Origin of the sequence: Desulfobacterium sp. N47, assembly GCF_051233685.1 — a bacterium.
In the GTDB taxonomy this organism is placed as follows: Bacteria; Desulfobacterota; Desulfobacteria; order Desulfobacterales; family RPRI01; genus RPRI01.
Genome location: NZ_JBAMMY010000284.1, coordinates 1 through 23,408, shown reverse-complemented (window position 1 = coordinate 23,408; position 23,408 = coordinate 1). Strand labels below are relative to the sequence as shown.

Sequence of the window (23,408 nt, the reverse complement as noted above, 5' to 3'; positions counted from 1 at the left end):
AATATCAAGCATTGATATAAAGACGATGCCATATCCCGGGTTTCCCACCGACATGCAGGCGCAGTTTATGGTGCTTATGTCTGTTGCTAAAGGTTTTTCCGTAATTTCGGAAACAATATTTGAAAACAGATTTATCCATGTGAGCGAATTAAAAAGAATGGGCGCCGACATAAAGATTTCCGGCGATACAGCTATGATAACAGGAGTTCCAAAGCTAATGGGCGCTCCTGTTATGGCGACAGATCTCAGGGCAAGCGCCTCCCTGATACTGGCCGGACTTGTAGCATCAGGCAGTACGGAAGTTAACCGCGTGTATCATCTTGACCGCGGATACGAAGCTATAGAAAAGAAATTCGCCGCTCTCGGAGCGAAGATAAAAAGAGTAAAAGCCTGACATGAGACCGTTGTATAATGTCCACTTTTATCCGATTACTTCGTTAGGCTCAAATCTCGTACTAAATCAAGCTAAGCGCTATCCTCTAAATACTAAATATATTCCGGCAGTTGATCTTTTCACTTTTTTTGTATTTGACCAAATTTGATGATTTTGTTGAAAGTCTGTCAAAATCCCCATCTCTAAACAATTTGATTTTACACATTGATTCTGATATCAGAAGATACACATTATCCGTTTTAACAGATAATAGAGCCTTATAGATAAAATAATATTCCAGCCCCCATAAGCGTGCCGCGTTCTTGTGGCTCGCAAGAGAATAAAGTAAAGTGAGAATATAATGCCGAAAATTTATGACAATATCGAAAACCAACTTTCGAATGGTCTGATAGATACATTAAATCTTTCTAAACGCGGTGACTTTTGCGTTGGTTATTTTAATCTTCGAGGTTGGCATGAAATAGCTGATAAAATTGACGCATTGACTGGTATGCCGGTTACCGAAAAGAATGACCAAATCCACCGGTATTGCCGGCTTCTTGTTGGTATGCAAAAGCTTCCTCTGGAAATATTGAAAGAATCGTTTTTACGAGACGACACATATATAACTGACCAGGCAGAAATGCTTAAATTGAAGAAAAAACTTGCTTATGAATTCAAAGAACAGTTGACCATTGGAACACCAACAGAGCGGGATGAGATATATCTCCGCAAATTAAGCACACAGCTTAAAGAAAAAAAGGTCGTTGTCAAACTGCATTTAAAGCATCAACTCCACGCAAAGCTCTATCTGGCCTTTAGCGATGATGTCCGAGTGCCGATTGTTGGTTTTCTTGGAAGCAGTAATCTTACATTGGCGGGATTATCCAAACAAGGGGAATTGAATATAGATGTTATGGATCAGGATGCCGCCTCCAAACTTGCAAAATGGTTTGATGACCGGTGGAATGATAACAAATGCTTGGATATTACAGATGAACTTATACAGATTATTGATGAAAGCTGGGCATCTGACCGCCTTGTTGCTCCTTACCACATATATCTTAAAATAGCCTATCATCTTTCCAGAGAGGCGCGAGCCGGTATCAGCGAATATAAACTTCCAAAAGTGTTTAAAAAGGAACTGCTGGATTTTCAGCAAAAGGCCGTTTTGGTCGCTGCACATCACCTTCATAAACGAGGCGGTGTGTTAATCGGTGATGTTGTCGGGCTAGGAAAAACAATAACAGCCACAGCACTTGCAAAAATGTTTGAGGAAGATTTTTTTCTTGAAACCCTTATCATTTGTCCAAAAAATCTTATAGATATGTGGGATGGGTATGTACACAGGTATCAATTGCACGCCAAGGTTATTTCACAAAGTATGGTTCAAAGGCAGCTACCAAATTTAAGAAGATACAGAATAGTCATAATTGATGAAAGCCACAATCTCAGAAATGATGAGGGGAGCCGTTACCGTGCTATAAAATCCTATCTTGAAGAAAATGAAAGCAAAGTAATTCTGCTCACTGCAACCCCTTACAATAAATCCTATGTTGACTTGTCAAATCAATTAAGACTTTTTATTGCAGATGACAAGGACCTTGGCATCAGCCCTGAAAGATATATTGAAAGTATCGGTGGTCAGGTCCATTTTATCGCCAAACACACTGAAACATTTATACGCAGCATAAAAGCATTTGAAAAAAGCTATTTCTCCGACGACTGGCGCGAACTCATGCGTCTGTGTCTGGTAAGAAGGACACGAAGCTTTATTAAAAACAACTATGCTGGCACCAACCCAGCAGATGGCCGAAAGTACTTGACGTTTTCCGATGGTACTAAATCATTTTTTCCGGATCGCTTCCCGAAAAAAGTTGAATACCCATTTGATGTAAAAGATAAGAAAGACCAATACGCAAGACTCTATACGGATACAATCGTTGATATTATTAACGGACTACAGTTGCCACGCTATGGGCTTGGAAATTATATTAATCCCAAAGCAAGCCTTCAACCGTCAAAAGTTGAAGAATTAATCATCGCTAACCTTTCAAGAGCAGGGAAAAGGCTCATGGGCTTTTGCCGGACGAACCTTTTCAAGCGTCTGGAAAGCAGCGGTTACTCCTTTTTACTTTCACTTTCTCGCCACATTTTGCGTAACTTTGTGTTTTTGTATGCTGTGGAGAATAAACTTTCAATTCCGATCGGGAAAAATATCATTGCAAACCTGGATGATTTTATCGAGGACAACGACACTGATGGTGACGGTGAAGGCAACGGCATTTCTTTCATTCTAAACGAGGAAGAGTATTTAAAGCGGGCAAAGCAGGTATATGAACTGTTTGACGGTCAATACAAAAGCAGGTTTGAGTGGATACGTAGCGACCTTTTCATACCTGATTTAAAGGAAATGCTTATTGGTGATGGCAGAGAGATAATTAAAATATTGTCTATCGCCAAAGAATGGGACCCGCGGGAAGATAGACAGCTAAATGCTCTTGAAGAACTTATAAACAAAACTCACAAAAAAGACAAGGTGCTTGTATTTACCCAGTTTGCTGACACCGCCAATTACCTTTGTGAGCAACTTAAGAAACGAGGAATAAAAAGTCTCGATTGTGTAACAGGCGATTGCGATAAACCAACTGATTATGCTCAACGTTTCAGCCCCATAAGCAATGAAAAGACAAATATTAAGGACACAGAAAAAGAAATACGTGTACTCATTACCACGGATGTTCTCAGTGAAGGTCAGAACCTGCAGGATGGACATATCATTGTAAACTATGACCTGCCTTGGGCTATTATCAGATTGATTCAGCGCGCCGGGCGTGTGGACAGAATAGGGCAAAAAGCTGATAAAATAATCTGCTATTCATTCTTGCCGGAAGATGGTGTTGAAAAAATTATTAAATTGCGAGGTCGGCTTACAGAACGAATCAAACAAAATGCCGAAGTAGTTGGTTCAGACGAAACTTTTTTTGACGGTGACCCGGTGAATATTCATGATCTCTATAATGAAAAGTCGGGTATTTTCGATGAGGAAGATGATGCTGAAGTTGATCTTGCTTCGTATGCCTATCAGATTTGGATAAATGCTGTAGATAGCGACCATTCGCTTGCGAAAACAATTCCGGATATGCCTAATGTAATATATGCAACCAAGAATAATACTTTTGAACCGAATAAAGAAGGCGTTATTGTATATACGCGCACCGCTGAAGACAACGACGTTCTGGCATGGATTGATACTCAAAATAAAATAATTACCCAATCACAACTTACGATTCTTAAAGCGGCTGAGTGTAATAAAAGTACTGCTCCGCAATACAAATTGACCAACCACCACGATATGGTTAAAACTGCCGTGGATGTTATCAGCAGAGAAGAAGTTACTACCAGTGGTGCGCTTGGCAAAAAAACCGGGGTTAAATACCGTGTCTATATGCGGCTCGACAGGTATCTTAAGGAAAATGACGGGACTCTTTTTGGTACCGATGAAATGAAAAAAGCGGTTGATGATATTTACAAATACCCATTGAAAGAATTTGCGCGGGATACTCTGAACCGGCAATTGAAAGCCGGAATTTCAGACGATATGCTCGCGAACCTGATGGTATCTCTTCGTGATGACGGTAAACTCTGTATCACTGACAACACAGAAAATATTAACAGACTCCCACAGATTATCTGCTCATTGGGTATAATAAACGGGGCATAAACATGGCGATTACCAAAGCTGAGTTTTCTGCATATATCAAGGCATTTCAATTCAGAGAACTATTTAATGAAATGGGTTGGAACAACGACCGCACCAGACAGCCGGTTGTTATTGATGATGTTGCTTTCAATCTTAGTGGGCTAGCGGAAAAAAGCGGCTTCAGGATTTTTATCTGCGAACCTGCAGGAGGGCATAAACTGCCCGATGCCGCCACACGCAAAAAAATCGAAGGTAAAGTGACGAAACTTTTTCAGGAGCATCTTATCATTTTTATTGATGAGCATAAACGGGATCAGGTCTGGCAATTGGCTGTGCGAAAAGCCGGAAGTCCGACGAAAATCAGTGAAACACGTTTTTCATTATCGCAAGACCCGGAACTGTTGTACCAGCGGGCAAGCGGTTTGTTTTTCACATTAGATGAAGAAGAAAAGGTCACCATCATTGATGTCACCAAACGGGTGGCGGATAATTTCCAGCAAAACAATGAACGGGTAACCAAAAAATTCTATGAAAGTTTCAAGAAAGAACATACCGCCTTTTTGAAATTCATAGAAGGCATCGACGACCAGATCAACATGGACTGGTATGCCTCCCTGATGCTGAACCGCCTGATGTTTTGTTATTTCATTCAGAAAAAAGGGTTTCTGGATAACAACAAAAATTACCTGCAGGATAAGCTCAAGGCATGCAAAGAGAAAAAAGGCAAAAACAAATTTTATTCTTTCTATCGCGATTTTTTGCTGGCACTTTTTCATAAAGGGCTTGGCGCGCCGGAACACACAAAAAATCTTGAAGTGGAAATCGGTCAAATCCCATACCTTAATGGCGGGTTGTTTGACGAGCATGAAATTGAAAAGACGTTTAAGGACATTGCCATAGATGACAAGGCGTTTGAAAAACTCTTTGATTTCTTTGACCAGTACGAATGGCATCTCGATACCTGCGAAAGTGCCAGCGGCAAAGACATTAATCCGGATGTAATCGGTTATATTTTTGAGAAATACATCAATGACCGTGCTCAGATGGGCGCTTATTACACCAAAGAAGATATTACCGATTACATAGCCAAGAACTGCGTGATTCCATGGCTGTTTGACGAAGTGAAGCGGCAGTACAGGGGGCACAGGTTTGATAGCTGCCCGTTTGCCGATAACGGATGGCTTTGGCAGATGATGAAAACCAGCGGAGATGAGTATATCTATGATGCGGTAAAATACGGCATTCCCACCGTAGGGGCGAATAATCATTCGCCCTTGAATAATCATTCACCCCTACATGATGACCTGCCGGAAGAAATACAGAAGGGATTTGACCCGGAACTGGAAAAGAAGATTGTTGATGGAGACGGCCCCTGGCTCTGGGAACTACGTAAAAGCTGGAACAAGCCTGCGCCTTCCGATATTGCCCTGCCTACCGAGATTTACCGGGAAGTGATTGAAAGGCGCAAGCGCTATGCTGATATCAAAGCTAAAATTACTAATGGCGAAATTAAGGAAATCAACGATTTTATCACCTATAATCTCAATATCCGCCAGTTCGCACAGGATGTTATTGAAACAACCGAGGATGCCGAGTTTATCCGCTATTTTTATAAAGCCCTCTCCGGCATAACGATACTTGACCCCACCTGCGGTTCAGGCGCGTTTCTCTTCGCCGCAATGAATATTCTCGAACCGCTCTATGAGGCATGTATTCACAGGATGAAGAATTTCATCCATGAATCGGGAAAAGGCAAGCATAAGTTTTTTGAAGAGACTCTTGCTCAGGCAAATGCGCCGGAACACCCTAATCTGCAATACTTCATTTTCAAGTCTATCATCCTGAACAATCTCTACGGCGTGGATATCATGAAAGAGGCGGTGGAAATCGCCAAACTGCGGTTATTTTTGAAGCTGGCTGCAACCGTTGATGCCGACTATCGCAAACCGAATCTGGGGCTGGAACCTTTGCCCGATGTGGATTTCAATATCCGGTCCGGGAATACGCTCGTGGGATATGCGACCAAAAAGCAGATAGAAGATATTGCCGGGATGTTCGTAACGGAAGCACACAAGAAAAGGATTCTGGAACAGTGCGAAATCGTGGCGCGGGCTTTTAAAAGGTATAAAGAAATTCAGCTTTCCCGCAGTGATGATTTCGATGGATTCAAAAAGGCAAAGGATGATCTGAATGAAAGGCTGAAAAAGCTGACCAATGACCTTGACGGCATTCTCTATATGGAGCAGTACAAGGGCGTTAATCTTGAAGAGAAAGAATACAAGAATTGGCTTGCCACCCATCAGCCGTTTCACTGGTTTGCGGAGTTTTATGAGATTGTCGAGGGAAAGGGCGGGTTTGATGTAGTGATTGGGAATCCGCCGTATGTGGAATACTCGCAAACTAAAAAAGTTTATCAAATATTAGGATATGAAACAATTAGTTGCGGTAATATTTATGTAAATACCATTGAGAGATGTTCAAATATTTTAGCATCAAGTGGTTCAATCGGAATGATTGTGCAATTGCCTATTGTATGCACAGATAGAATGATTCCTATACAGAAAATGTTCATGAAGCGGTTTGCGCTGAATATATTTGCTACTTTTGATGATAGGCCTGGCAAATTGTTTGATGGTCTTGAACATATAAGGGCTACTATTCTGATTGTAAAAAAGCAAGCGAATGATAAAAATGTTTTCTCAACAAGCTACACTCGCTGGAATGCCGAATACAGATCATTCCTTTTTGATTCTCTCAGTTTTATAAAAAACGAAAATCTTACTTTTAATGGAACAATTCCAAAGGTTGGTAATATTAACCATCGAACAATTCTGAATAATCTGCAAAATTTCAAACCATTAGCCAATTATTTATCAGGGGATCATGTAATTTACTTTCATAATGCACCACAATACTGGATTAGGGCAACAACTAAACCGCCATATTTTTGGAATGAAAAGGATGGAGTAAAAATATCTGTTCAGATAAAAACACTAACTTTTTCAGATAAAGCTCAAAAAGCTGTTGCGTGTTCTATGCTAAACAGCTCCATATTTTATCTTTGGTTTCTTTCACTTTCCGATTGCCGGCATTTAAACATGCGCGAAATAGAATGGATGCCAGCATCATTGAATACTTTTAATGATGATTTGGTGCGTTTATTAGCTGAAAAAGTATCAGAATTAATGAACAGTTACGAACAAAATAAATTTAGAAAGGAAACATATTATAAAGCAACCGGCAAAGTAATTTACGACGAATACTATCCTAAACTCTCCAAACCCCTAATCGACCAAATCGACTGCCTTCTCGCCCAGCACTACGGCTTTACCCATGAGGAGCTGGATTTCATCATCAACTACGACATCAAATACCGCATGGGCAAGGAACTGGACAGCGGGGAGAACGGTAGCGAATGATCCTTGTGAGTCCGCTGACATTTAATATATGCATGGATATAACCCTTTTAAATAAGAGGTTTTCAAAAATTGTATAAATTGATATCATGGTTTATTGTTAAACAAATTGGAGATCAGGAAGATGCTTGAAAAAGGAAATTTTTTTGTGCACGGAAGTCGGTGGATACGGGCGGATTTTCACTTGCACACCCGGCGAGATAAAGAATTCAAAGACATGGGTTCCGAGAAAGATTTCATAACTCGTTACATTGCTGAAATTAAGAAAGCAGAAATACGAGTTGGCATCATTACGAACCACAACAAATTTGACAGGGAAGAGTTCAAAGCGCTCCGGAAAGAAGCAAAACAGGAAGACATCTATTTAATGCCCGGAGTTGAGTTGTCGGTAAAAGATGGACGTAATGGGATTCACACTCTGGTTATCTTCCATGAAAATTGGATCGATAATAAGGAAAATACAGATTATATAAAGAGCTTTCTCGGGCTGACCTTCGCTGGTCAGACCGGCTACGATAATAGTAACGCAAGATCAAACCACGATTTGCTGGAGACTCTTCGTGAATTGGACAAGTTCGAAAAGGAATATTTACTTATCTTTGCCCATGTTGAAGATGACAGCGGCCTCTGGGGTGCACTTGATGGTGGCAGAATCACCGAGCTTGGTAAAAATGAGCTTTTTCGCTTCCGTACTGCGGCGTTCCAAAAAGTGAGAACGCGAGACAAGCGTGAGAAAGTGAAGAGTTGGTTCGGAACTTGGTATCCTTCTGAAGTGGAAGGCTCTGATCCAAAGACGATGCATGAAATTGGACGCGGTGAACCGACCTTTGTCAAGATCGGCGCCTTCACTTTTGAGGCGGTTCAGTTTGCCTTAAAGCCTGAGGCGGATCGTTTGTCCGACAAGGTCATTCAAAAGCAGGTTCATTCTTGGGTACGATCGGTTAGCTTTGAGGGAGGTATTTTGGATGGGAAACGTCTTGACCTTTCCGATGAGATGAACTGCTTAATAGGCATTCGGGGCAGCGGTAAGTCGGCCGTTCTTGAGTGCTTGCGCTTTGCGCTTGAATTCCCGTTGCCTGAATCCACGGAAGAACTAGACCTTAAGTACAAGCAAGATCTTGTCCGCTTTGCACTCGGCAGTGGAGGAAAAGTCGTGGTACACCTGGAAGATGCACAAGGACGACATTTCGAAGTTCGACGGATTCTGAACGAACGAGCAGATATTTACTTTGACGGAGAATTACGACCCGGCGTACGCATACCGTTGAAAAATCCATTGTTCTTTGGCCAAAAAGAACTAGTGAAGAGAGGCGAAGGGTCTGAACGTGAACTTGTTGAACGCTTGCTCGGCTCAAAACTCGATGCCATTCGTCGGGAGATTGCTTCCCAACGCCAAAGGGTAATAGACGTGGTGGCGAATCTCAACAAACTGAAAAATTTGGACACATTGGAGCAGGAATACCAGAGCAAGAGCAAGGACACAGAGTTTCGTTTGGGGCTTTTTAGAAAGTACGGTGTTGAACAGCAACTACGGCGTCAGGTGGGGTTCAATGCAGATGTTACGCATGCTCGTCGCGTTGCCGATGTTGTAGATGCATTTGTCCGATCTTTTGATACATTTCTGATGGAGCAGGAATCCGAACTGGTGGCGCAGTCTAAACTTGAATCCAAAGAAAATGCGGATATTATTGCAGATATCAATGCTATTCTTGATAAAATCCGCAAAGCGCCTGCCGATGCTCGGCAGGTCCTTTCTGAGGCACGCAATGATGCTCGTGTTTTACGCGAAAAACTGACGGAACTGGAACGGCGACGCGAAGCGCTCAAGGACGATTTCGCTGCTATTGAACGGAAACTTAGCGAGCAACTCCAGCAAGCAGGAGGAATCAGCATTCGTCCGGATGATTTTGTAAAGCTTAACACTGAATTACAGAAAACCAAACTGGCACTCGAAGAAATAACTAAGAGCCGTCTGCGAAAGAACGCCCTTCGAGACGAACTTCTGAAGGAACTGAAGAGGCTTTCAGGCATGTGGCATCAAGAGTTCAAGCAGATCGAAACAGAGATCAAAAAACTGAATGAAAGCCAAACTGCGCTCCGAATTATCCCTCATTATAAAGGTGACAAAGTTGCATTTTTGAAAGAACTACAAAATCATTTCCGTGGTAGCAAACTTCGAGAAGCAACATTGAAGAGCATTATTGATTCGCACGCGGATTTTATTTCTGTCTATGAAGGGCTGGATACAATCTGCATTAACCTCGGCGATTCAGGTGACATTTTCCGTAAGTACTTCAACGAAGCCAAGGCATCCTTGCTGTCATGGCAAGTACCTAACATTTTTCAAATCGAATATCATGGAAAGGAATTACGAGATCACTCGCTCGGGCAAAGAGCTTCGGCATTGATACTCTTTATTCTAAGCCAGCGCGATAACGACGTTATCATCATAGATCAACCTGAAGACGATTTGGACAACCAGACCATATTCGAGGATGTCATCAAGCTTCTTCGGTCTCTCAAAAAGGGAATCCAATTTATTTTTGCCACGCACAACGCCAATTTCCCTGTACTGGGCGATGCGGAACAGATAGGTGCATGCGCTTTCGCCGGTGGAATCGCCGATATCCAGATCGGAAGCATTGACGAGCCTGGGATTCAGAAGGCCATCGTGTCTATTATGGAAGGCGGGCATGAAGCCTTCGCTCGTCGGAAGGAGATTTACCAACTATGGAAGCAATAGAACTCATTGAATTGATCCGTCGCGGTGAAGACGGCCAAACTCAATTTAAGCAGAGCCAGGATGTCACTAATGCTAAATCACTGGCTGGTGAAATGGTAGCGTTTGCAAATAGCAAGGGTGGAAGGATTTTTATTGGCGTTGATAATAACGGCTCAGTCACAGGCTTATCGCCCAACGACATACGAAGGATCAATCAACTCATTTCCAACACAGCAACCGATTGCGTCCATCCTTCTATCAACCCTGAAACAGAGAACATCCCTATCGGCGAAAAATTAGTCATAATCGTCACAGTGCCTGAAGGCATCTCTAAGCCATACTCCGATAACGATGGCGTATTTTGGGTGAAGTCGGGATCAGACAAACGCCGGGTAACTTCCCGCGAGGAAGTCCAGAGGATGCTTCAGAGCGCCGGTCTCGTTCACGCTGATGAGGTTCCTGTCGAAGGCACCACATCAGGAGACATTGATATGGAACACTTCGTCGCCTTTTTTAAAAAGCAATATGGAGAGTCGCTTGATAAGATGCTGGATAAGTCTGGGATTTCGCTTAGCCAATTGTTCAATAATCTCGGTCTCGCGCGTGTGGCTACGCTAAATCTCGCCGGAATTATGCTTTTTGGGCGCAATCCTCAAAGACATCGCCCCGCCTTTGTCATCAAGGCTGTATCTTTTGTTGGCAACGATCCTGCAGGGAACAAATATCGGGACAGCCAGGACATTGAAGGGTGCTTGCGTGATCTATACAAAGGAACAATCTCCTTTCTCACTCGTAATTTGCGGCGAGTGCAACATGAGAAAAGTTTCAATACGGAAGGCGATCTGGAAGTGCACCCGGATGCCTTGGAAGAACTTGTAGTCAACATGCTGCTGCATCGAGACTACTTCATTTCCGCACCATGGCGTGTCATGTTATTTGACAATCGCATAGAGTTGATCAGCCCGGGCGCTCTGCCCAACAACCTCACCGTCGAGAATATCCGCAACGGCGTGTCGGTCATTCGTAATCCGCTAATTGCGTCCTTTGCAACAAAAGGGAACGAACTACCCTATCGAGGTATTGGCACTGGCATCTTACGAGCTTTGTCTGCCGCCCCGGATTTGGAACTGACTTCAGACAACGAACGCAACTTGTTTATCGCACGTATACCAAGGAGGAAACTCTGAATATTGATCCAGTCCAAGCGTTTGATGTGATTCGAAAGGCTCACAAATATGTAAGATTCTGGAAAGTTGGTAAGTTGAACCACATGAAGATTGTAGAGCAAACCGTGGATTGGGGTAAATTCCTTTACGATGCGGAAAAACTTTTAACGAAATTTGGCGCAAAATACTATATCAAGAATGATTTACGGTCATTTGCCATAAAGCAATGAAGGTGACTTCCCATATTTCACGAGGGGCTGGATTTCATCATCAACTAAGACATGAGCAAGGAATGGTTGAAAATAGTTAAATTAATGAGTTGTTTAAAATGATTGTGGCATCACTCGGCAATAAAGAATTACTGAAACTTCACAAGACCGCGTTTCTATGCAGCCGGAAAATACCTGCTTCGGTGGTTCTTAAATGCTACGACTGGGCAATCGAACAGCGTGGCCAAGGCAACTGTATAATCAGCGGTTTTCATTCAAAGATTGAAAAGGATGTATTTCATTACCTTCTTGCCGGCACACAACCGGTTATTATGGCCCTGGCGCGGGGAATGAAGAAGAAAACAGAGCCGGAATTGAAAAGGGCAATAGATGCAGGCAGATTATTGATTGTTACACCGTTTGATAACAGCGTAAAACGGGTAACGGCAGAAACTGCTGAAAAAAGAAACAGATTTATGATTGAACTGGCGAATGAGGCGGTCGTTGGTTATGCCGGTGAAGGTGGGATGATAGAGAGGTTGGTTAAGGAAGTTAAAGATAAAAAAGTAATCAGGATTCAAGAATGATGGTGTTATGATGGAAGAGTAGCTATTCTGGGACACTGCGACATACATGAAGTTGGCATAGGACAGTAATTTGATGGAGGAAAAGACACATGACAATTAATGCGGTGAAATCCATGCCTGCCATTTTTGTCGGACACGGCAATCCTATAAATATCATACGGCACAATCGATGGACAGACGGTTGGCTCGCTCTCGGAGCCACAATACCGCGACCTATGGCAATCCTTGCCGCATCCGCCCACTGGTATCTTCCGGCCACTTTGCCGACTCCGGTTGGGCCTGTGATAATAATATTCTGTATCACTTTTGTCCAAAAACGGTTTTACAATGAAGTAATTCGAAAAAGCTTGAAAAAAGCCTCCTTGTAAAGCATGGTTTAATTGACAAGAAAAAACATACGCCAACAACAAGGAGGCAACGCAATGATACGATATGCGAGTTTGTTTAGTCAACTGATTGCGATATTCAATCGTGGTCGATTTCATAATTTGGTCTTTCATCATAAGGCAGAACGTTACTGTAAAGGCTTTGACAGCTGGGATCATTTTGCAGCCATGTTATTTTGCCAATTAGCCCAAGCCAAAAGTTTACGTGAGATTTGCGGCGGACTATCCTGCTGCCTCGGAAAATTGCGCCATTTAGGATTTAAAAAAGCCCCCAACAAATCCACGCTGTCCTATGCCAATGCCCATCGGCCCTGGCAGATGTACCAGGATCTTTTTTACCAGACCCTTGATATTTGCAAATTGGCCGGTACTCCCAAACATCGGTTCAAATTCAAAAACAAGCTGCTGTCGCTGGATAGTTCCACCATATCGCTGTGCTTGTCACTTTTCCCATGGGCAAAATTCCGGCGAACAAAAGGAGCTATAAAACGGCACCTGCTGCTGGATCATGATGGGTACTTGCCCACCTTTGCTTATATTTCCAACGGTAAAAAGCATGATGTTACTGTTGCCCGTAAGGTTCCCCTTTCGCCCTATTCGATTGTGGCCATGGATAGAGGATACAACGATTACAATTTGTTTGCCTATTGGACCGAAAACCACATTTATTTTGTCACCCGGTTAAAAGACAATGCCGATTACACCGTTATCGAAGAACGGGCTGTACCGCAAAACCGAAATATCCTTGCCGATCAGTTGATTGAGTTTAACGGACATTATGCCCGTAAAAAATGTCCTCACATATTGCGCAAGGTCGTGGTCTGGGACAAAGAGCAAAACCGCCAAATCGTTCTTTTGACCAACCATCTTGAATTTGGGGCAACCACCATATCTGCCATCTACAAAGATCGCTGGCAGATAGAACTGTTTTTCAAAGCTCTAAAGCAAAATCTGAAGGTTAAAACCTTTGTCGGAACCAGTGAAAATGCCCTTTACATCCAGATTTGGACAGCATTGATCGCCATGTTGCTGATCAAATACCTCCAGTTTAAATCGAAGTTTAATTGGTCGTTATCAAACATGGTCGCTTTCCTGAGGTGGAATCTTTTCACATACAGGGATTTATGGGAATGGATCGATAATCCCTTTGATGTTCTTCCCATAACTCCCAGGTCTGTCCAATGTCCTCTGCCAAGGAATTTGGACAGCATTTTTTAAAACCGGCAACCTGATCTTCAAATAGTTGCCTTTTTATAGGTAACTGATTGAATTCTTTAATGCCAAATTGTCAATTTTAAATTATTTTGGACAGCAGTGTCACAATTTAATGAATTAAAAACCTTGACAGACGAAATCCCACCACGTAAACAGAGTGAACGTTCATTCCTATAAAAAAGGTGCGTGATAATGGCAAAGCAAGATAAGCGGGATTGCATCATCCTTGCGGCAATAGACCTGATCTCGGAGCAGGGATTTCATGGCGCATCCATGTCCATGATCTCTGAAAAAGCAGGCGTCGGCATCGGTACGATCTACCGGTATTTTGAGAACCGGGATGCGCTGATCCGAACGATGTATAAGGAAAAAGAAGAAAGACTGGTGACGTTCTTGCTGGCGGATTATCCCTATGACCGTCCGGTGCGGGAGTGTTTTTTCCATGTCGGCACCGGTGTGATCGACTATTTTGTCCGAAATCCCATTGATTTCAAGTATAGTGAACAGTTTCACCACTCCCCTTACGGAGTGGAGCATCGCAGAAACAGAATTTTTGCGTCAGCGGGCAAGCCGGATATTTTCATCGATCTTTATGAAAGGGGGACTGCCCAGCAGGTGATACGGGATCTGTCGCTGGTGGCTTTTTTCAATCTGGCGTTCGCCCCGATTATCTGGACGATACGGGATCATGTACTGGGGTTCGTGGATCTGGACGCCCCGCTTTCCCGAAAGCTTGTCGAATCCTGCTGGGATAGCGTTAAGATATAAAGGTATAAAGGAATGAACGTTCATTCTTTTATGGAATAGGAATTATTAACCGTTTTTTTAAAGGTGCCACATGCAGAAAATGGAAAAAATCAGAAGGGTTGCCCTGGCCGGAGTGATCCTGGCAGCGCTTGCGTTGACGGGATGTGATGAGATCGGCAAACTAACGGGTTCGGCAAAGGGGCCGGGACAAGGCCCGGGAGGTCCGGTTGGGCCATCGCAAGTATCGGTAATAACGGTTGAAACGCAGAAGATTACCCTCTCCACTGAATTGCCGGGGAGAACCGCGCCGTTTCGAATTGCGGAAATCCGGCCCCAGGTCAGCGGTCTGATTTTAAAACGGCTGTTTGAGGAGGGTTCCGATGTACGGACCGGACAAGTTCTTTACCAGATTGATCCCGCTCCTTTTCAGGCCGCACTTGACAATGCCGAGGCCGCCCTGGGCCGGTCCGAAGCCAACCTGTCCGCCACCCGGTTAAGGGCCGAACGGTATAAGGAGTTGCTCGCGGACAAGGCGGTGAGCCAACAGAACTATGATGATGCGGCTGCCGCCCTGACACAGATCGAGGCCGATATCCAGTCTTGGAAAGCAACCGTGAAGACGGCCCGCATTAACCTGGAATACACCAAAATTACCGCTCCCATTTCCGGACGTATCGGGAAATCCAATGTCACGGACGGCGCCATCGTCACGGCTTATCAACCCATGGCCCTGGCAGCCATTCAGCAGCTTGATCCCATTTATGTGGATGTGACGCAATCCACCACCGATTTGCTGCGTTTGAAGCGACGCCTGAAGGACGGACGGCTCAAGAAGAACGGGACAAACCAGGACAAGGTCAAGCTTATCTTGGAAGACGGCACCCCCTATTCCCTGGAAGGAACCCTGCAATTCAGCGATGTCACGGTGGACCCGACCACCGGATCCGTTATTTTGCGGGCTGTTTTTTCCAATCCGGAAGACATTATTCTGCCGGGGATGTTCGTCCAGGCAGTGATTAAGGAAGGCGTCAATGAGCAGGCAATTCTTATTTCTCAGCAAGGCGTCTCCCGCGACCCCAAGGGGAATCCCATCGCCCTGATTGTGGATGCCGAAGGGAAAGTCGGCCTGCGCATGCTCACCCTTGATCGTGCCATCGATGATAAGTGGCTGGTTTCGGCAGGTCTTGCCCCAGGCGATCGCATAATTGTCGAGGGTATGCAGCGGGTGCGGCCCGGTGCTGCCGTGGAAGCGGTTCCTTTTGATGAAAATAAAACCGGGGGTGAACCTGCCGCTGGCCCAGTCGCGCAGCCGCAAAAGCGGACTGGTGGAGGTGCGTAATGCTGTCGAAATTCTTTCTGGATCGGCCGGTCTTTGCCTGGGTCATCGCCATTGTCATCATGGCGGCGGGTGGGCTCGCCATATACAACATGCCCATCTCCCAGTATCCCCCCATCGCCCCGCCCGCCATCGCCATCGATGCCTTTTTCCCCGGCGCCTCGGCGGAGACGGTGGAAAACACCATAACCCAGATCATTGAGCAGAAGATGACCGGTCTGGACGATATGCTTTACCTCTCCGGCACCAGTTCTTCATCCGGCGCGGCCCGGGTCGAGATGACCTTCGCACCTGGAACCGATCCGGATATCGCCTGGTCCAAGGTGCAGAACAAGTTGCAGCTCGCCATGGCCAGCCTTCCCGATGTGGTACAGCGCTCCGGCGTCAAGGTCAGCAAATCCACCCGAAACTACCTGATTATCGTCGGGTTGATTTCGGAAGACGGCAACATGAGCAGTGACGACCTGCGGGATTACGCCCAGTCGAATCTGGAAAAGGTTCTGTCCCGGGTGCCGGGGGTGGGTGAAGTCGAAAATTTCGGCTCCCAGTATGCCATGCGGGTCTGGGTCAACCCCGACAAGCTGAATAACTATCATCTCACCATGGAAGATGTTATCCTGGCACTCGAAGCTTACAACGTCGAGGTATCGGCAGGTCAGTTGGGAGGGGCGCCCGCTGTGGAAGGGCAGCGTCTGAATACCGCCATTATCGTTCAGCACCTGCTCCAGACCCCGGAGGAATTCGCCAATGTTCCCATCATTACCAATCCGGACGGTTCGGTGGTCCGGATCAAGGACATCGGCCGGACGGAACTGGGGACCGAGCGCTCTGATATCGAGCCCAACTATAACGGTAAACCGTCCGCAGCCATGGCCATCCGTCAGGCTGCCGGCGCCAATGCCCTGGATACGGCCAGAGCCGTCAAACAGAAACTGGAGGACATGAGCCGCTATTTTCCCCCCGGCATGAAGGTGATTTATCCCTACGATACCACCCCATTTACCAGGGTGGCCATTGAGGAGGTGGTCAAGACCCTTTTCGAAGCGGTTCTGCTGGTTTTTTTAATTATGTATCTTTTCATGGGGAATATCCGGGCCACCCTGATTCCCACCATCGCCGTGCCGGTGGTGCTCTTGGGGACCTTCGCGGTTCTGAGCGCTTTCGGTTTCTCAGTCAACATGCTGACCATGTTTGCCATGGTGCTGGCCATCGGGTTACTGGTGGATGACGCCATCGTGGTGGTGGAGAACGTGGAGCGCATCATGGCCGAGGAAGGACTTCCCCCCAGGGAGGCCACGGCCAAGTCCATGACCGAGATCACCAGCGCCCTGGTCGGCATCGGACTGGTGCTCTCGGCGGTCTTTGGTCCCATGGCCTTCTTTCAGGGCTCCACCGGGGTTCTCTACCGCCAGTTTTCCGTAACCATCATCGCCGCCATGCTCCTTTCGGTGGTGGTGGCCCTGATCCTGACACCGGTCCTCTGTGCTTCGTTCCTTAAACCCATACCAGCCGGGCATGAACCGTCGGATAATGCGATTTTTTTCCTGCGTCCCTTTTTCAGACTGTTTGATCGGTTTTTTGCACGGATCAGAGGCATCTATGTGGGAATCGTTCATCGCTCCTTCTCAAAGACAATACGATATCTGGTTGTATATCTTTTGATTGTAATAGCGGTGGGATTCCTCTTTCAGCGGATGCCCACATCCTATATCCCGGATGAGGACCAGGGCATCCTGGTGGTTCAAGCCATGCTTCCGTCGGGTTCCACCCTTGAGCAGACTGAAAAAGTCATGAGCCGGGTGCGGAACCATTTTCTGGAGAATGAGAAAGATGGGGTAGAATCCTTCCTGTCGGTTGCTGGGGTCAGTTTCGGCGGCCAGGGGCAGAATATGGCCCTGGGATTTGCCAAACTCAAAGACTGGAAACTGCGCCAGCGGCCGGACCGGAAGGTCAAGGCCATTGCCGGAAGGGCCATGAGAGCATTTTCACAGATAAAAGGCGCCATGGTCTTTGCTTTTCCACCGCCCCCTGTCATCGAGCTGGGACAAGCCATCGGATTCGATTTTGAATTACAGGACCGAGGCGGCCTGGGCCACGAAAAATTCATGGCGGCCCGTAACCAGCTTCTCGGCATGGTGGCCCAGGATCCGCGGCTGGTCAGGGTCCGGCCCAACGGCATGGAGGATGTGTCCGAATACCACATCGACGTGGACTGGGAAAGGGCCGGCGCACTGGGGGTTCCCATCAGTTCCATTCACAACACCGTTGCGGCGGCATTCGGCAGCGCCTATGTCAACGACTTTATCCAGGCCGGCCGGGTCAAGAAGGTCTATGCCCAGGCGGATGCCCCTTTTCGCATGCTGCCGCATGATCTGGAAAAACTCTATGTACGGAACAGTGTGGGAAAAATGGTGCCCTTCACTTCCTTTGCCACCTGCCGGTGGGCCCAGGGTTCTCCCAAACTGGAGCGCTACAACGCCTTTCCTTCCATCAATATCTGGGGCGAACCGGCGCCGGGTCTCAGTACCGGCGATGCAATGGCCGCCATGGAAGAACTCACCGCAAAGCTGCCCCAGGGGATCGGCTTTGACTGGACCGGGCTGTCCTACCAAGAGCGGATGGCAACAACTCAAGGGCCTATCCTGTACGCCTTTTCCATTTTCGTAATCTTCCTTTGTGTGGCCGCCCTGTATGAAAGCTGGACCATCCCTTTTGTCAATCTGTTGATGCTGCCGCTGGGTGTATTAGGCGCGATACTGGCCACTTCATTTCGGGGGCTGCCCAACGATGTCTACTTCCAGATCGGATTCCTTACCACCCTTGGCCTCTCGACAAAAAATGCCATCCTGATCATTCAGTTTATAAAGGAACGGATGGGGCATGGTGAAGGCCTTATCGATGCAACCCTTGGGGCTGTCAAAACACGGTTCCGGCCCGTTATTATGACCTCCCTGGCTTTCTTTTTCGGGGTGCTGCCGCTTGCCATCTCCACCGGCGCCGGCGCCGGGGCAATGAACGCCATCGGCACCGCCGTTTGTGGCGGCATGCTTTCGGCCACGTTAATTGATCTTATTTTTATTCCCATGTTCTTTGTACTTGTGTCCAAAATATTCAAGAAGAAGGAAAAGGGGCAAATCCCTGAAAACGCCATTAAACCAGCTGGCCTTCAGGAGGTGCGTTAACATGAAAAAACAAATCATACTTATCCTTGGCGTTCTGCTTTTCATGGGGGGCTGTTCCATGAACCCCAAATACACGAAGCCCCTGGCGCCGGTTCCGGCAGAATGGCCGAAGGGTGAAGCCTATAAGCTCACGCAGGCCGCTCCTGAAACTCCAACTGCCCCGGAACTGAGTTGGAAAGCGTTTTTCACCGACCCGAAGCTTCAACAGATTATCGAGACGGCTTTGACGAACAACCGGGATCTGCGGATCGCCGCCCTGAATGTGGAAAGGGCGCGTGCTCTTTACGGCGTTCAACGGGCGGAGCTGCTCCCGGTGGTCAATGCAGCGGGAACGGGAAGCAAAGAACGTATTGCCGCCAATCTGATTAGCCCCGAAGGCTCGAGGACAAGCGAGCAATACAATGTCGGTCTGGGCATCGCTGCCTGGGAGATGGATTTTTTCGGCCGCATCCGCAGTTTAAAGGACCAGGCCCTGGAAGAATACCTGGCCACGGATGAGGCCCGCCGCAGCGTACAGGTCGCATTGGTGTCGGAAGTCGCCAGAGTGTATCTGACCTTATCCGCTGATCTGGAAAACCTCAAACTGGCCCGGTCCACACTGACAGCCCAGCAGTCCGCCTATGATTTAATAAAGCGTCAATATGAAGTCGGCGTAGTCTCAAAACTGGACTTGCGCCAGGCGCAAATCCCGGTGGATTCGGCCCGGGGCGATGTGGCCCGCTTTACGCAAATTGCGGCCCAGGACCGGAATGCGTTAGACCTTCTGGCCGGATCGAAGGTGCCAATGGATCTTTTACCGTCGGATCTGGCAAGGTATAATCCGCCTAAAGAAATTTTTGCAGGCCTGTCCTCCGAGTCACTTTTGAACCGGCCGGACATTATGGCGGCGGAACACCGGCTCAAAGGGGCCTATGCTTATATCGGCGCGGCCCGTGCCTCCTTTTTCCCGCGCATTTCGTTGACCACCTCGGTCGGGACGGCGAGTGATGATCTGTCCGGTCTTTTCGGGTCCGGGTCCGGCACATGGAGCTTTACCCCGCATATTGTTGTACCGGTTTTCGATGCCCGCACCTGGGCCGCATACCGGGTAAGCCAAGCGCAGCAGGAAATCGCCCTGGCCCAGTATGAAAAGGCGATCCAGGTCGCTTTCCGGGAAGTGGCCGATTCTCTTGCGGTGCAAGGCACGGTGGACCAGCAGGTGGCTGCCCAGCAATCCCTGACAAATGCCGTTGCGGATACCTACCGCCTCTCAAATATACGATATTCAAAAGGGATTGACAGCTACCTGGGCGTCCTGGATGCGCAACGGTCCCTGTATGCCGCACAGCAAGGGCTTATCTCACTCCAGTTGGCCAAACTCGCCAACCAGGTGCGGCTTTACGCGGTATTGGGAGGTGGGGGCGAATAGCTTCCATCAGAGTGATTTTCATCATTTTTTGATAATCTTTGATTGATTCATTTCAGTGCGATCCATTCGATGTGGTAATGTCAAAAGTTTTATGAAAAAAGGGGGATTTTTATGAAGAACAAAAACCGTAAAATCCCCAGCTGGCTTGAGCTTGAGCTACGCAAGGGCTCCGCTCAATCCAGCTAATTGGTAGGAGGACACTAAAATTAGTTTTTAAAGATTTCAACATACTGATTTTGCATAATATTATACTGATACAAGAGCTATTATGCGAAAAAACTTTTGACAATACCTTCGATGTCCGGAGGAGGGGATATGACGATTCAAAAAAAATTACTGGTTTTGGTTGACGGTTCTGATCGGGCCATACAGACGGTGAACTATGTAAAGGCCTTTATGCCGGTTGATGAGAATACGCAAATTGTGCTCTTTCATGTTTTCAGCGGCATACCGGAAGCCTATCGGGATATTGAGAACAATCCAACCTGTGCAGACGCCGTGCGTCAACTTAAGGGGATTTCCGGAACAGTCGATTGAAATTAAATTTCAACACATAGAAAAAGGGGTTGCCCGGGACATTATCGATGAGGCGAGAAATGGTTACAGCGCGGTCGTCTTAAGAAGACGGGGGATGGGTGGGCTGACAAGTATCATACTCGGCAGCGTTGCCGTCAAACTATTGCAATCTTTAACATTTATTCCAATTATATTCGTGGGGCAGGCCCCTCCTGTCAAAAAAATGTTGTTGGCCATAGATGGTTCGCCTGCTTCGATGAAAGCAGTTGAATTTACAGCCACATTGTTAATTCTACTCCGACAATTATCTTGATATTATTTCAAAAAGATGCCATAAGTAACGAATGATAAAAGAAACCGTATATCCAGGCATTGATGAATACATGATGTCTTTTTTTAATTATTTTCACCGAGAAGAAGGACGTAATTTGGCGAGGAACTATGTTATTGGTTTGATAATGGATGGGGAGCGCAAATCTGTTCGACAGGCTGTTACAGAACTAAAACAAAACAACAACCACTTTAAATAATTAAGAAAGTCATTGCTTTTAATTACTACAAATGCTATAGATTATCCAACTATTTAAGGAGAAATCTATGCCCAAATTCAAAGCTGGTGAGTCAATAAATCAAATGGTATTATTTCCTGAAACCATTAATGACTATCTTCCTGAAGACCATTTAGCAAAGCTTGTGTTGTCAATCGTTTCAAGTTTGAATATTAATGCAATTATTTTCAAATTCAGCGATGTTGGCCAAAAAGCATATTGTCCAAGAATATTACTCTCAATTCTTTTTTATGGGTATTCTGTTGGGGTAAGAAGCTCTCGCAAATTATCAAAGGCGTGTGAGGAAAGAATGGATTTTATGTTTCTGGCAAAAAAACTTCGTCCCAACTATAAGACAATAAGTGAATTCAGGAGAGATAATTTATCAGAGATATCGGAATTATTTCAAGAGATCGTTTTAATAGGAATAAAGCTTGGGCTTGTAAAAATCGGAAATATAAAACTTTCAATAGATGGCACAAAAATCAGAGCAAATGCATCCGGCAAACTGAGCAAGGATGAAAAAGGGCTGGAAAAGCTATTGTCAGATGTAAAAGAAAAAGTTGCCTGTATATTGAAAGAAGCTGAAGATATTGATCAGAAAGAAAATTTAGAATTTGGTGACAAGCGTGGCGACGAGCTTCCGAAAGAGTTAAAACAATTGGAGACCAGGAAAGATAAGATAGAATGTGCCATGCAAGAGCTACGAAAAGAAAAAGCCAAATTAAAAAAGGAGAAAAAAGGCCAACTCAGCAAAACCGAAGAAAAAAAGATTGAAGGCATGAAAATCAACTTAACTGACCATGATGCCCGGTATATGAAAGAACGTAACGGATGCATCAGAACCAATTATAATGCTCAGGCCAGTGTTGATGAAGAAAACCAATTTATCGTAGCCATTGATGTGACAACCGACTGTAATGATAAAAAACAGTTGATCCCTATGGTTAGGCAATCTGAAGAGAATCTGGGTGCTGAAATTGATATCTGTAAGGCTGACAACGGCTACCACAGTGGGGACAATCTTGCTAAAATATCAGAAAATCAAATAGAAGCATTAATAGATGACTCTGCCAAACAAAGAGTTGGTAATGATAATTTCAAATACGACAAAGTAAATTTTAAATATAATTCAGAAACAGACACCTACATCTGCCCGGAAGGGAAAGTGTTATATTTAAGCACCGGTACGGAAGAAAAGAGCACCTATAAATGCAAAGATTGCGTAGAATGTTTTGCAAAGTCAAAATGCACTAAAAGAGCCAAATACAAGCAGGTGGTCCGAGGGAAACATGAACATCTGATCGAAAAAAACAGGGCGAAACTTATTAGTGATAAAGGAAGCAAAGAATATCAGAAAAGGATGCATACGGTTGAACCGGTTTTTGGAAATATAAAATTCAATCTGGGCTTCAGGCAATTCTTAGTACGAGGCATCGCAAAGGTAAAAGGGGAATTTAACCTGATGAGTATTGCACACAATATAAAAAAGATAGCAACCTATTGTGACAAACATGCCGTTAGCCTTGATGCATGCCTGATATAAATACAAGGCATGCCTTTCATGGGATAAAAAACTTAACTTTTTCTACAGCACCCGGTTTTCAGTAAATAAATCAGTTGCTATATCGAATCTTTCAGCTTTAATAATATTTCAAGTGCTGGTGAGAGGGAAAGATAGGGGAGGTTGCTAAAGTTTTATATATTTTGGCCATAAGGGAATTTTTGGAATATTTAATTCTGTAACAGCCTGTCGAGTAATCCTTCTATATGATACCCGATGTTTTCAAGAAACGTAATTTCGCTTTTTGGCTGTTATTCATATTCTTTTAAACAGGTCGAAGTTTAATTTCAAAAGGTTTTCCATGGATAAAGTGCGCTATTCAGCAGCTTG

The 23,408-nt window shown here is 45.5% G+C and carries 13 protein-coding genes and 1 pseudogene; all 14 read left to right on the top strand.

Annotation, left to right across the window (positions count from 1 at the left end; genetic code table 11):
* A pseudogene (locus tag VXK47_RS18065) lies at positions 1-394 on the top strand (UDP-N-acetylglucosamine 1-carboxyvinyltransferase); the annotation flags it as partial.
* A 340-nt stretch (positions 395-734) separates the two neighbouring features.
* Positions 735-4,097: a helicase-related protein gene (locus VXK47_RS18060; protein WP_435550182.1), complete on the top strand. Its 3,363-nt coding sequence runs from the start codon at positions 735-737 to the stop codon at positions 4,095-4,097.
* A gap of 2 nt (positions 4,098-4,099) precedes the next feature.
* Complete coding sequence (locus VXK47_RS18055) at positions 4,100-7,495, top strand: Eco57I restriction-modification methylase domain-containing protein (protein WP_435550181.1); 3,396 nt, start codon at positions 4,100-4,102, stop codon at positions 7,493-7,495.
* 121 nt (positions 7,496-7,616) lie between these two features.
* Positions 7,617-10,235 (top strand): TrlF family AAA-like ATPase, encoded by a 2,619-nt coding sequence (locus tag VXK47_RS18050; protein WP_435550180.1) that lies wholly within the window; start codon positions 7,617-7,619, stop codon positions 10,233-10,235.
* Positions 10,223-11,401: an RNA-binding domain-containing protein gene (locus VXK47_RS18045; RefSeq protein WP_435550179.1), complete on the top strand. Its 1,179-nt coding sequence runs from the start codon at positions 10,223-10,225 to the stop codon at positions 11,399-11,401. Before VXK47_RS18050 ends, VXK47_RS18045 begins: the two co-directional genes overlap by 13 nt.
* 307 nt (positions 11,402-11,708) lie before the next feature.
* On the top strand, positions 11,709-12,176 hold the full coding sequence (locus VXK47_RS18040) for a hypothetical protein (protein WP_435550178.1): 468 nt from the start codon (positions 11,709-11,711) through the stop codon (positions 12,174-12,176).
* Positions 12,177-12,265: 89 nt separating this feature from the next.
* Positions 12,266-12,544: a hypothetical protein gene (locus tag VXK47_RS18035; protein WP_435550177.1), complete on the top strand. Its 279-nt coding sequence runs from the start codon at positions 12,266-12,268 to the stop codon at positions 12,542-12,544.
* Positions 12,545-12,598: 54 nt separating this feature from the next.
* Complete coding sequence (locus VXK47_RS18030) at positions 12,599-13,780, top strand: IS4 family transposase (RefSeq protein ID WP_435550176.1); 1,182 nt, start codon at positions 12,599-12,601, stop codon at positions 13,778-13,780.
* 189 nt (positions 13,781-13,969) lie between these two features.
* Positions 13,970-14,545 carry a TetR/AcrR family transcriptional regulator gene (locus VXK47_RS18025; RefSeq protein WP_435550175.1) on the top strand — a complete coding sequence of 192 codons (576 nt, stop codon included), beginning with the start codon at positions 13,970-13,972 and terminating at the stop codon, positions 14,543-14,545.
* Positions 14,546-14,624: 79 nt separating this feature from the next.
* Positions 14,625-15,863, top strand: a complete 1,239-nt coding sequence (locus tag VXK47_RS18020; RefSeq protein WP_435550174.1) for an efflux RND transporter periplasmic adaptor subunit — start codon at positions 14,625-14,627, stop codon at positions 15,861-15,863.
* Positions 15,863-19,042, top strand: coding sequence for an efflux RND transporter permease subunit (locus VXK47_RS18015; RefSeq protein ID WP_435550173.1), 3,180 nt, complete (start codon positions 15,863-15,865; stop codon positions 19,040-19,042). Before VXK47_RS18020 ends, VXK47_RS18015 begins: the two co-directional genes overlap by 1 nt.
* Before the next feature lies 1 nt (position 19,043).
* Positions 19,044-20,450, top strand: coding sequence for an efflux transporter outer membrane subunit (locus VXK47_RS18010; RefSeq protein ID WP_435550172.1), 1,407 nt, complete (start codon positions 19,044-19,046; stop codon positions 20,448-20,450).
* Between the two features lie 315 nt (positions 20,451-20,765).
* Positions 20,766-20,987, top strand: a complete 222-nt coding sequence (locus VXK47_RS18005; RefSeq protein ID WP_435550171.1) for a hypothetical protein — start codon at positions 20,766-20,768, stop codon at positions 20,985-20,987.
* 576 nt (positions 20,988-21,563) lie between these two features.
* Positions 21,564-23,060: an IS1182 family transposase gene (locus VXK47_RS18000; RefSeq protein WP_435550170.1), complete on the top strand. Its 1,497-nt coding sequence runs from the start codon at positions 21,564-21,566 to the stop codon at positions 23,058-23,060.
* Positions 23,061-23,408 lie beyond the last annotated feature (348 nt).

What these genes read in the sequence shown, in the direction of transcription:
- VXK47_RS18005 (WP_435550171.1), top strand. Translation starts at nt 20,766, where the DNA reads ATGACGATTCAAAAAAAATTACTGGTTTTGGTTGACGGTTCTGATCGG.
- VXK47_RS18060 (WP_435550182.1), top strand. Translation starts at nt 735, where the DNA reads ATGCCGAAAATTTATGACAATATCGAAAACCAACTTTCGAATGGTCTG.
- VXK47_RS18040 (WP_435550178.1), top strand. Translation starts at nt 11,709, where the DNA reads ATGATTGTGGCATCACTCGGCAATAAAGAATTACTGAAACTTCACAAG.
- VXK47_RS18050 (WP_435550180.1), top strand. Translation starts at nt 7,617, where the DNA reads ATGCTTGAAAAAGGAAATTTTTTTGTGCACGGAAGTCGGTGGATACGG.
- VXK47_RS18025 (WP_435550175.1), top strand. Translation starts at nt 13,970, where the DNA reads ATGGCAAAGCAAGATAAGCGGGATTGCATCATCCTTGCGGCAATAGAC.
- VXK47_RS18000 (WP_435550170.1), top strand. Translation starts at nt 21,564, where the DNA reads ATGCCCAAATTCAAAGCTGGTGAGTCAATAAATCAAATGGTATTATTT.
- VXK47_RS18045 (WP_435550179.1), top strand. Translation starts at nt 10,223, where the DNA reads ATGGAAGCAATAGAACTCATTGAATTGATCCGTCGCGGTGAAGACGGC.
- VXK47_RS18015 (WP_435550173.1), top strand. Translation starts at nt 15,863, where the DNA reads ATGCTGTCGAAATTCTTTCTGGATCGGCCGGTCTTTGCCTGGGTCATC.
- VXK47_RS18055 (WP_435550181.1), top strand. Translation starts at nt 4,100, where the DNA reads ATGGCGATTACCAAAGCTGAGTTTTCTGCATATATCAAGGCATTTCAA.
- VXK47_RS18030 (WP_435550176.1), top strand. Translation starts at nt 12,599, where the DNA reads ATGATACGATATGCGAGTTTGTTTAGTCAACTGATTGCGATATTCAAT.
- VXK47_RS18020 (WP_435550174.1), top strand. Translation starts at nt 14,625, where the DNA reads ATGGAAAAAATCAGAAGGGTTGCCCTGGCCGGAGTGATCCTGGCAGCG.
- VXK47_RS18035 (WP_435550177.1), top strand. Translation starts at nt 12,266, where the DNA reads ATGACAATTAATGCGGTGAAATCCATGCCTGCCATTTTTGTCGGACAC.
- VXK47_RS18010 (WP_435550172.1), top strand. Translation starts at nt 19,044, where the DNA reads ATGAAAAAACAAATCATACTTATCCTTGGCGTTCTGCTTTTCATGGGG.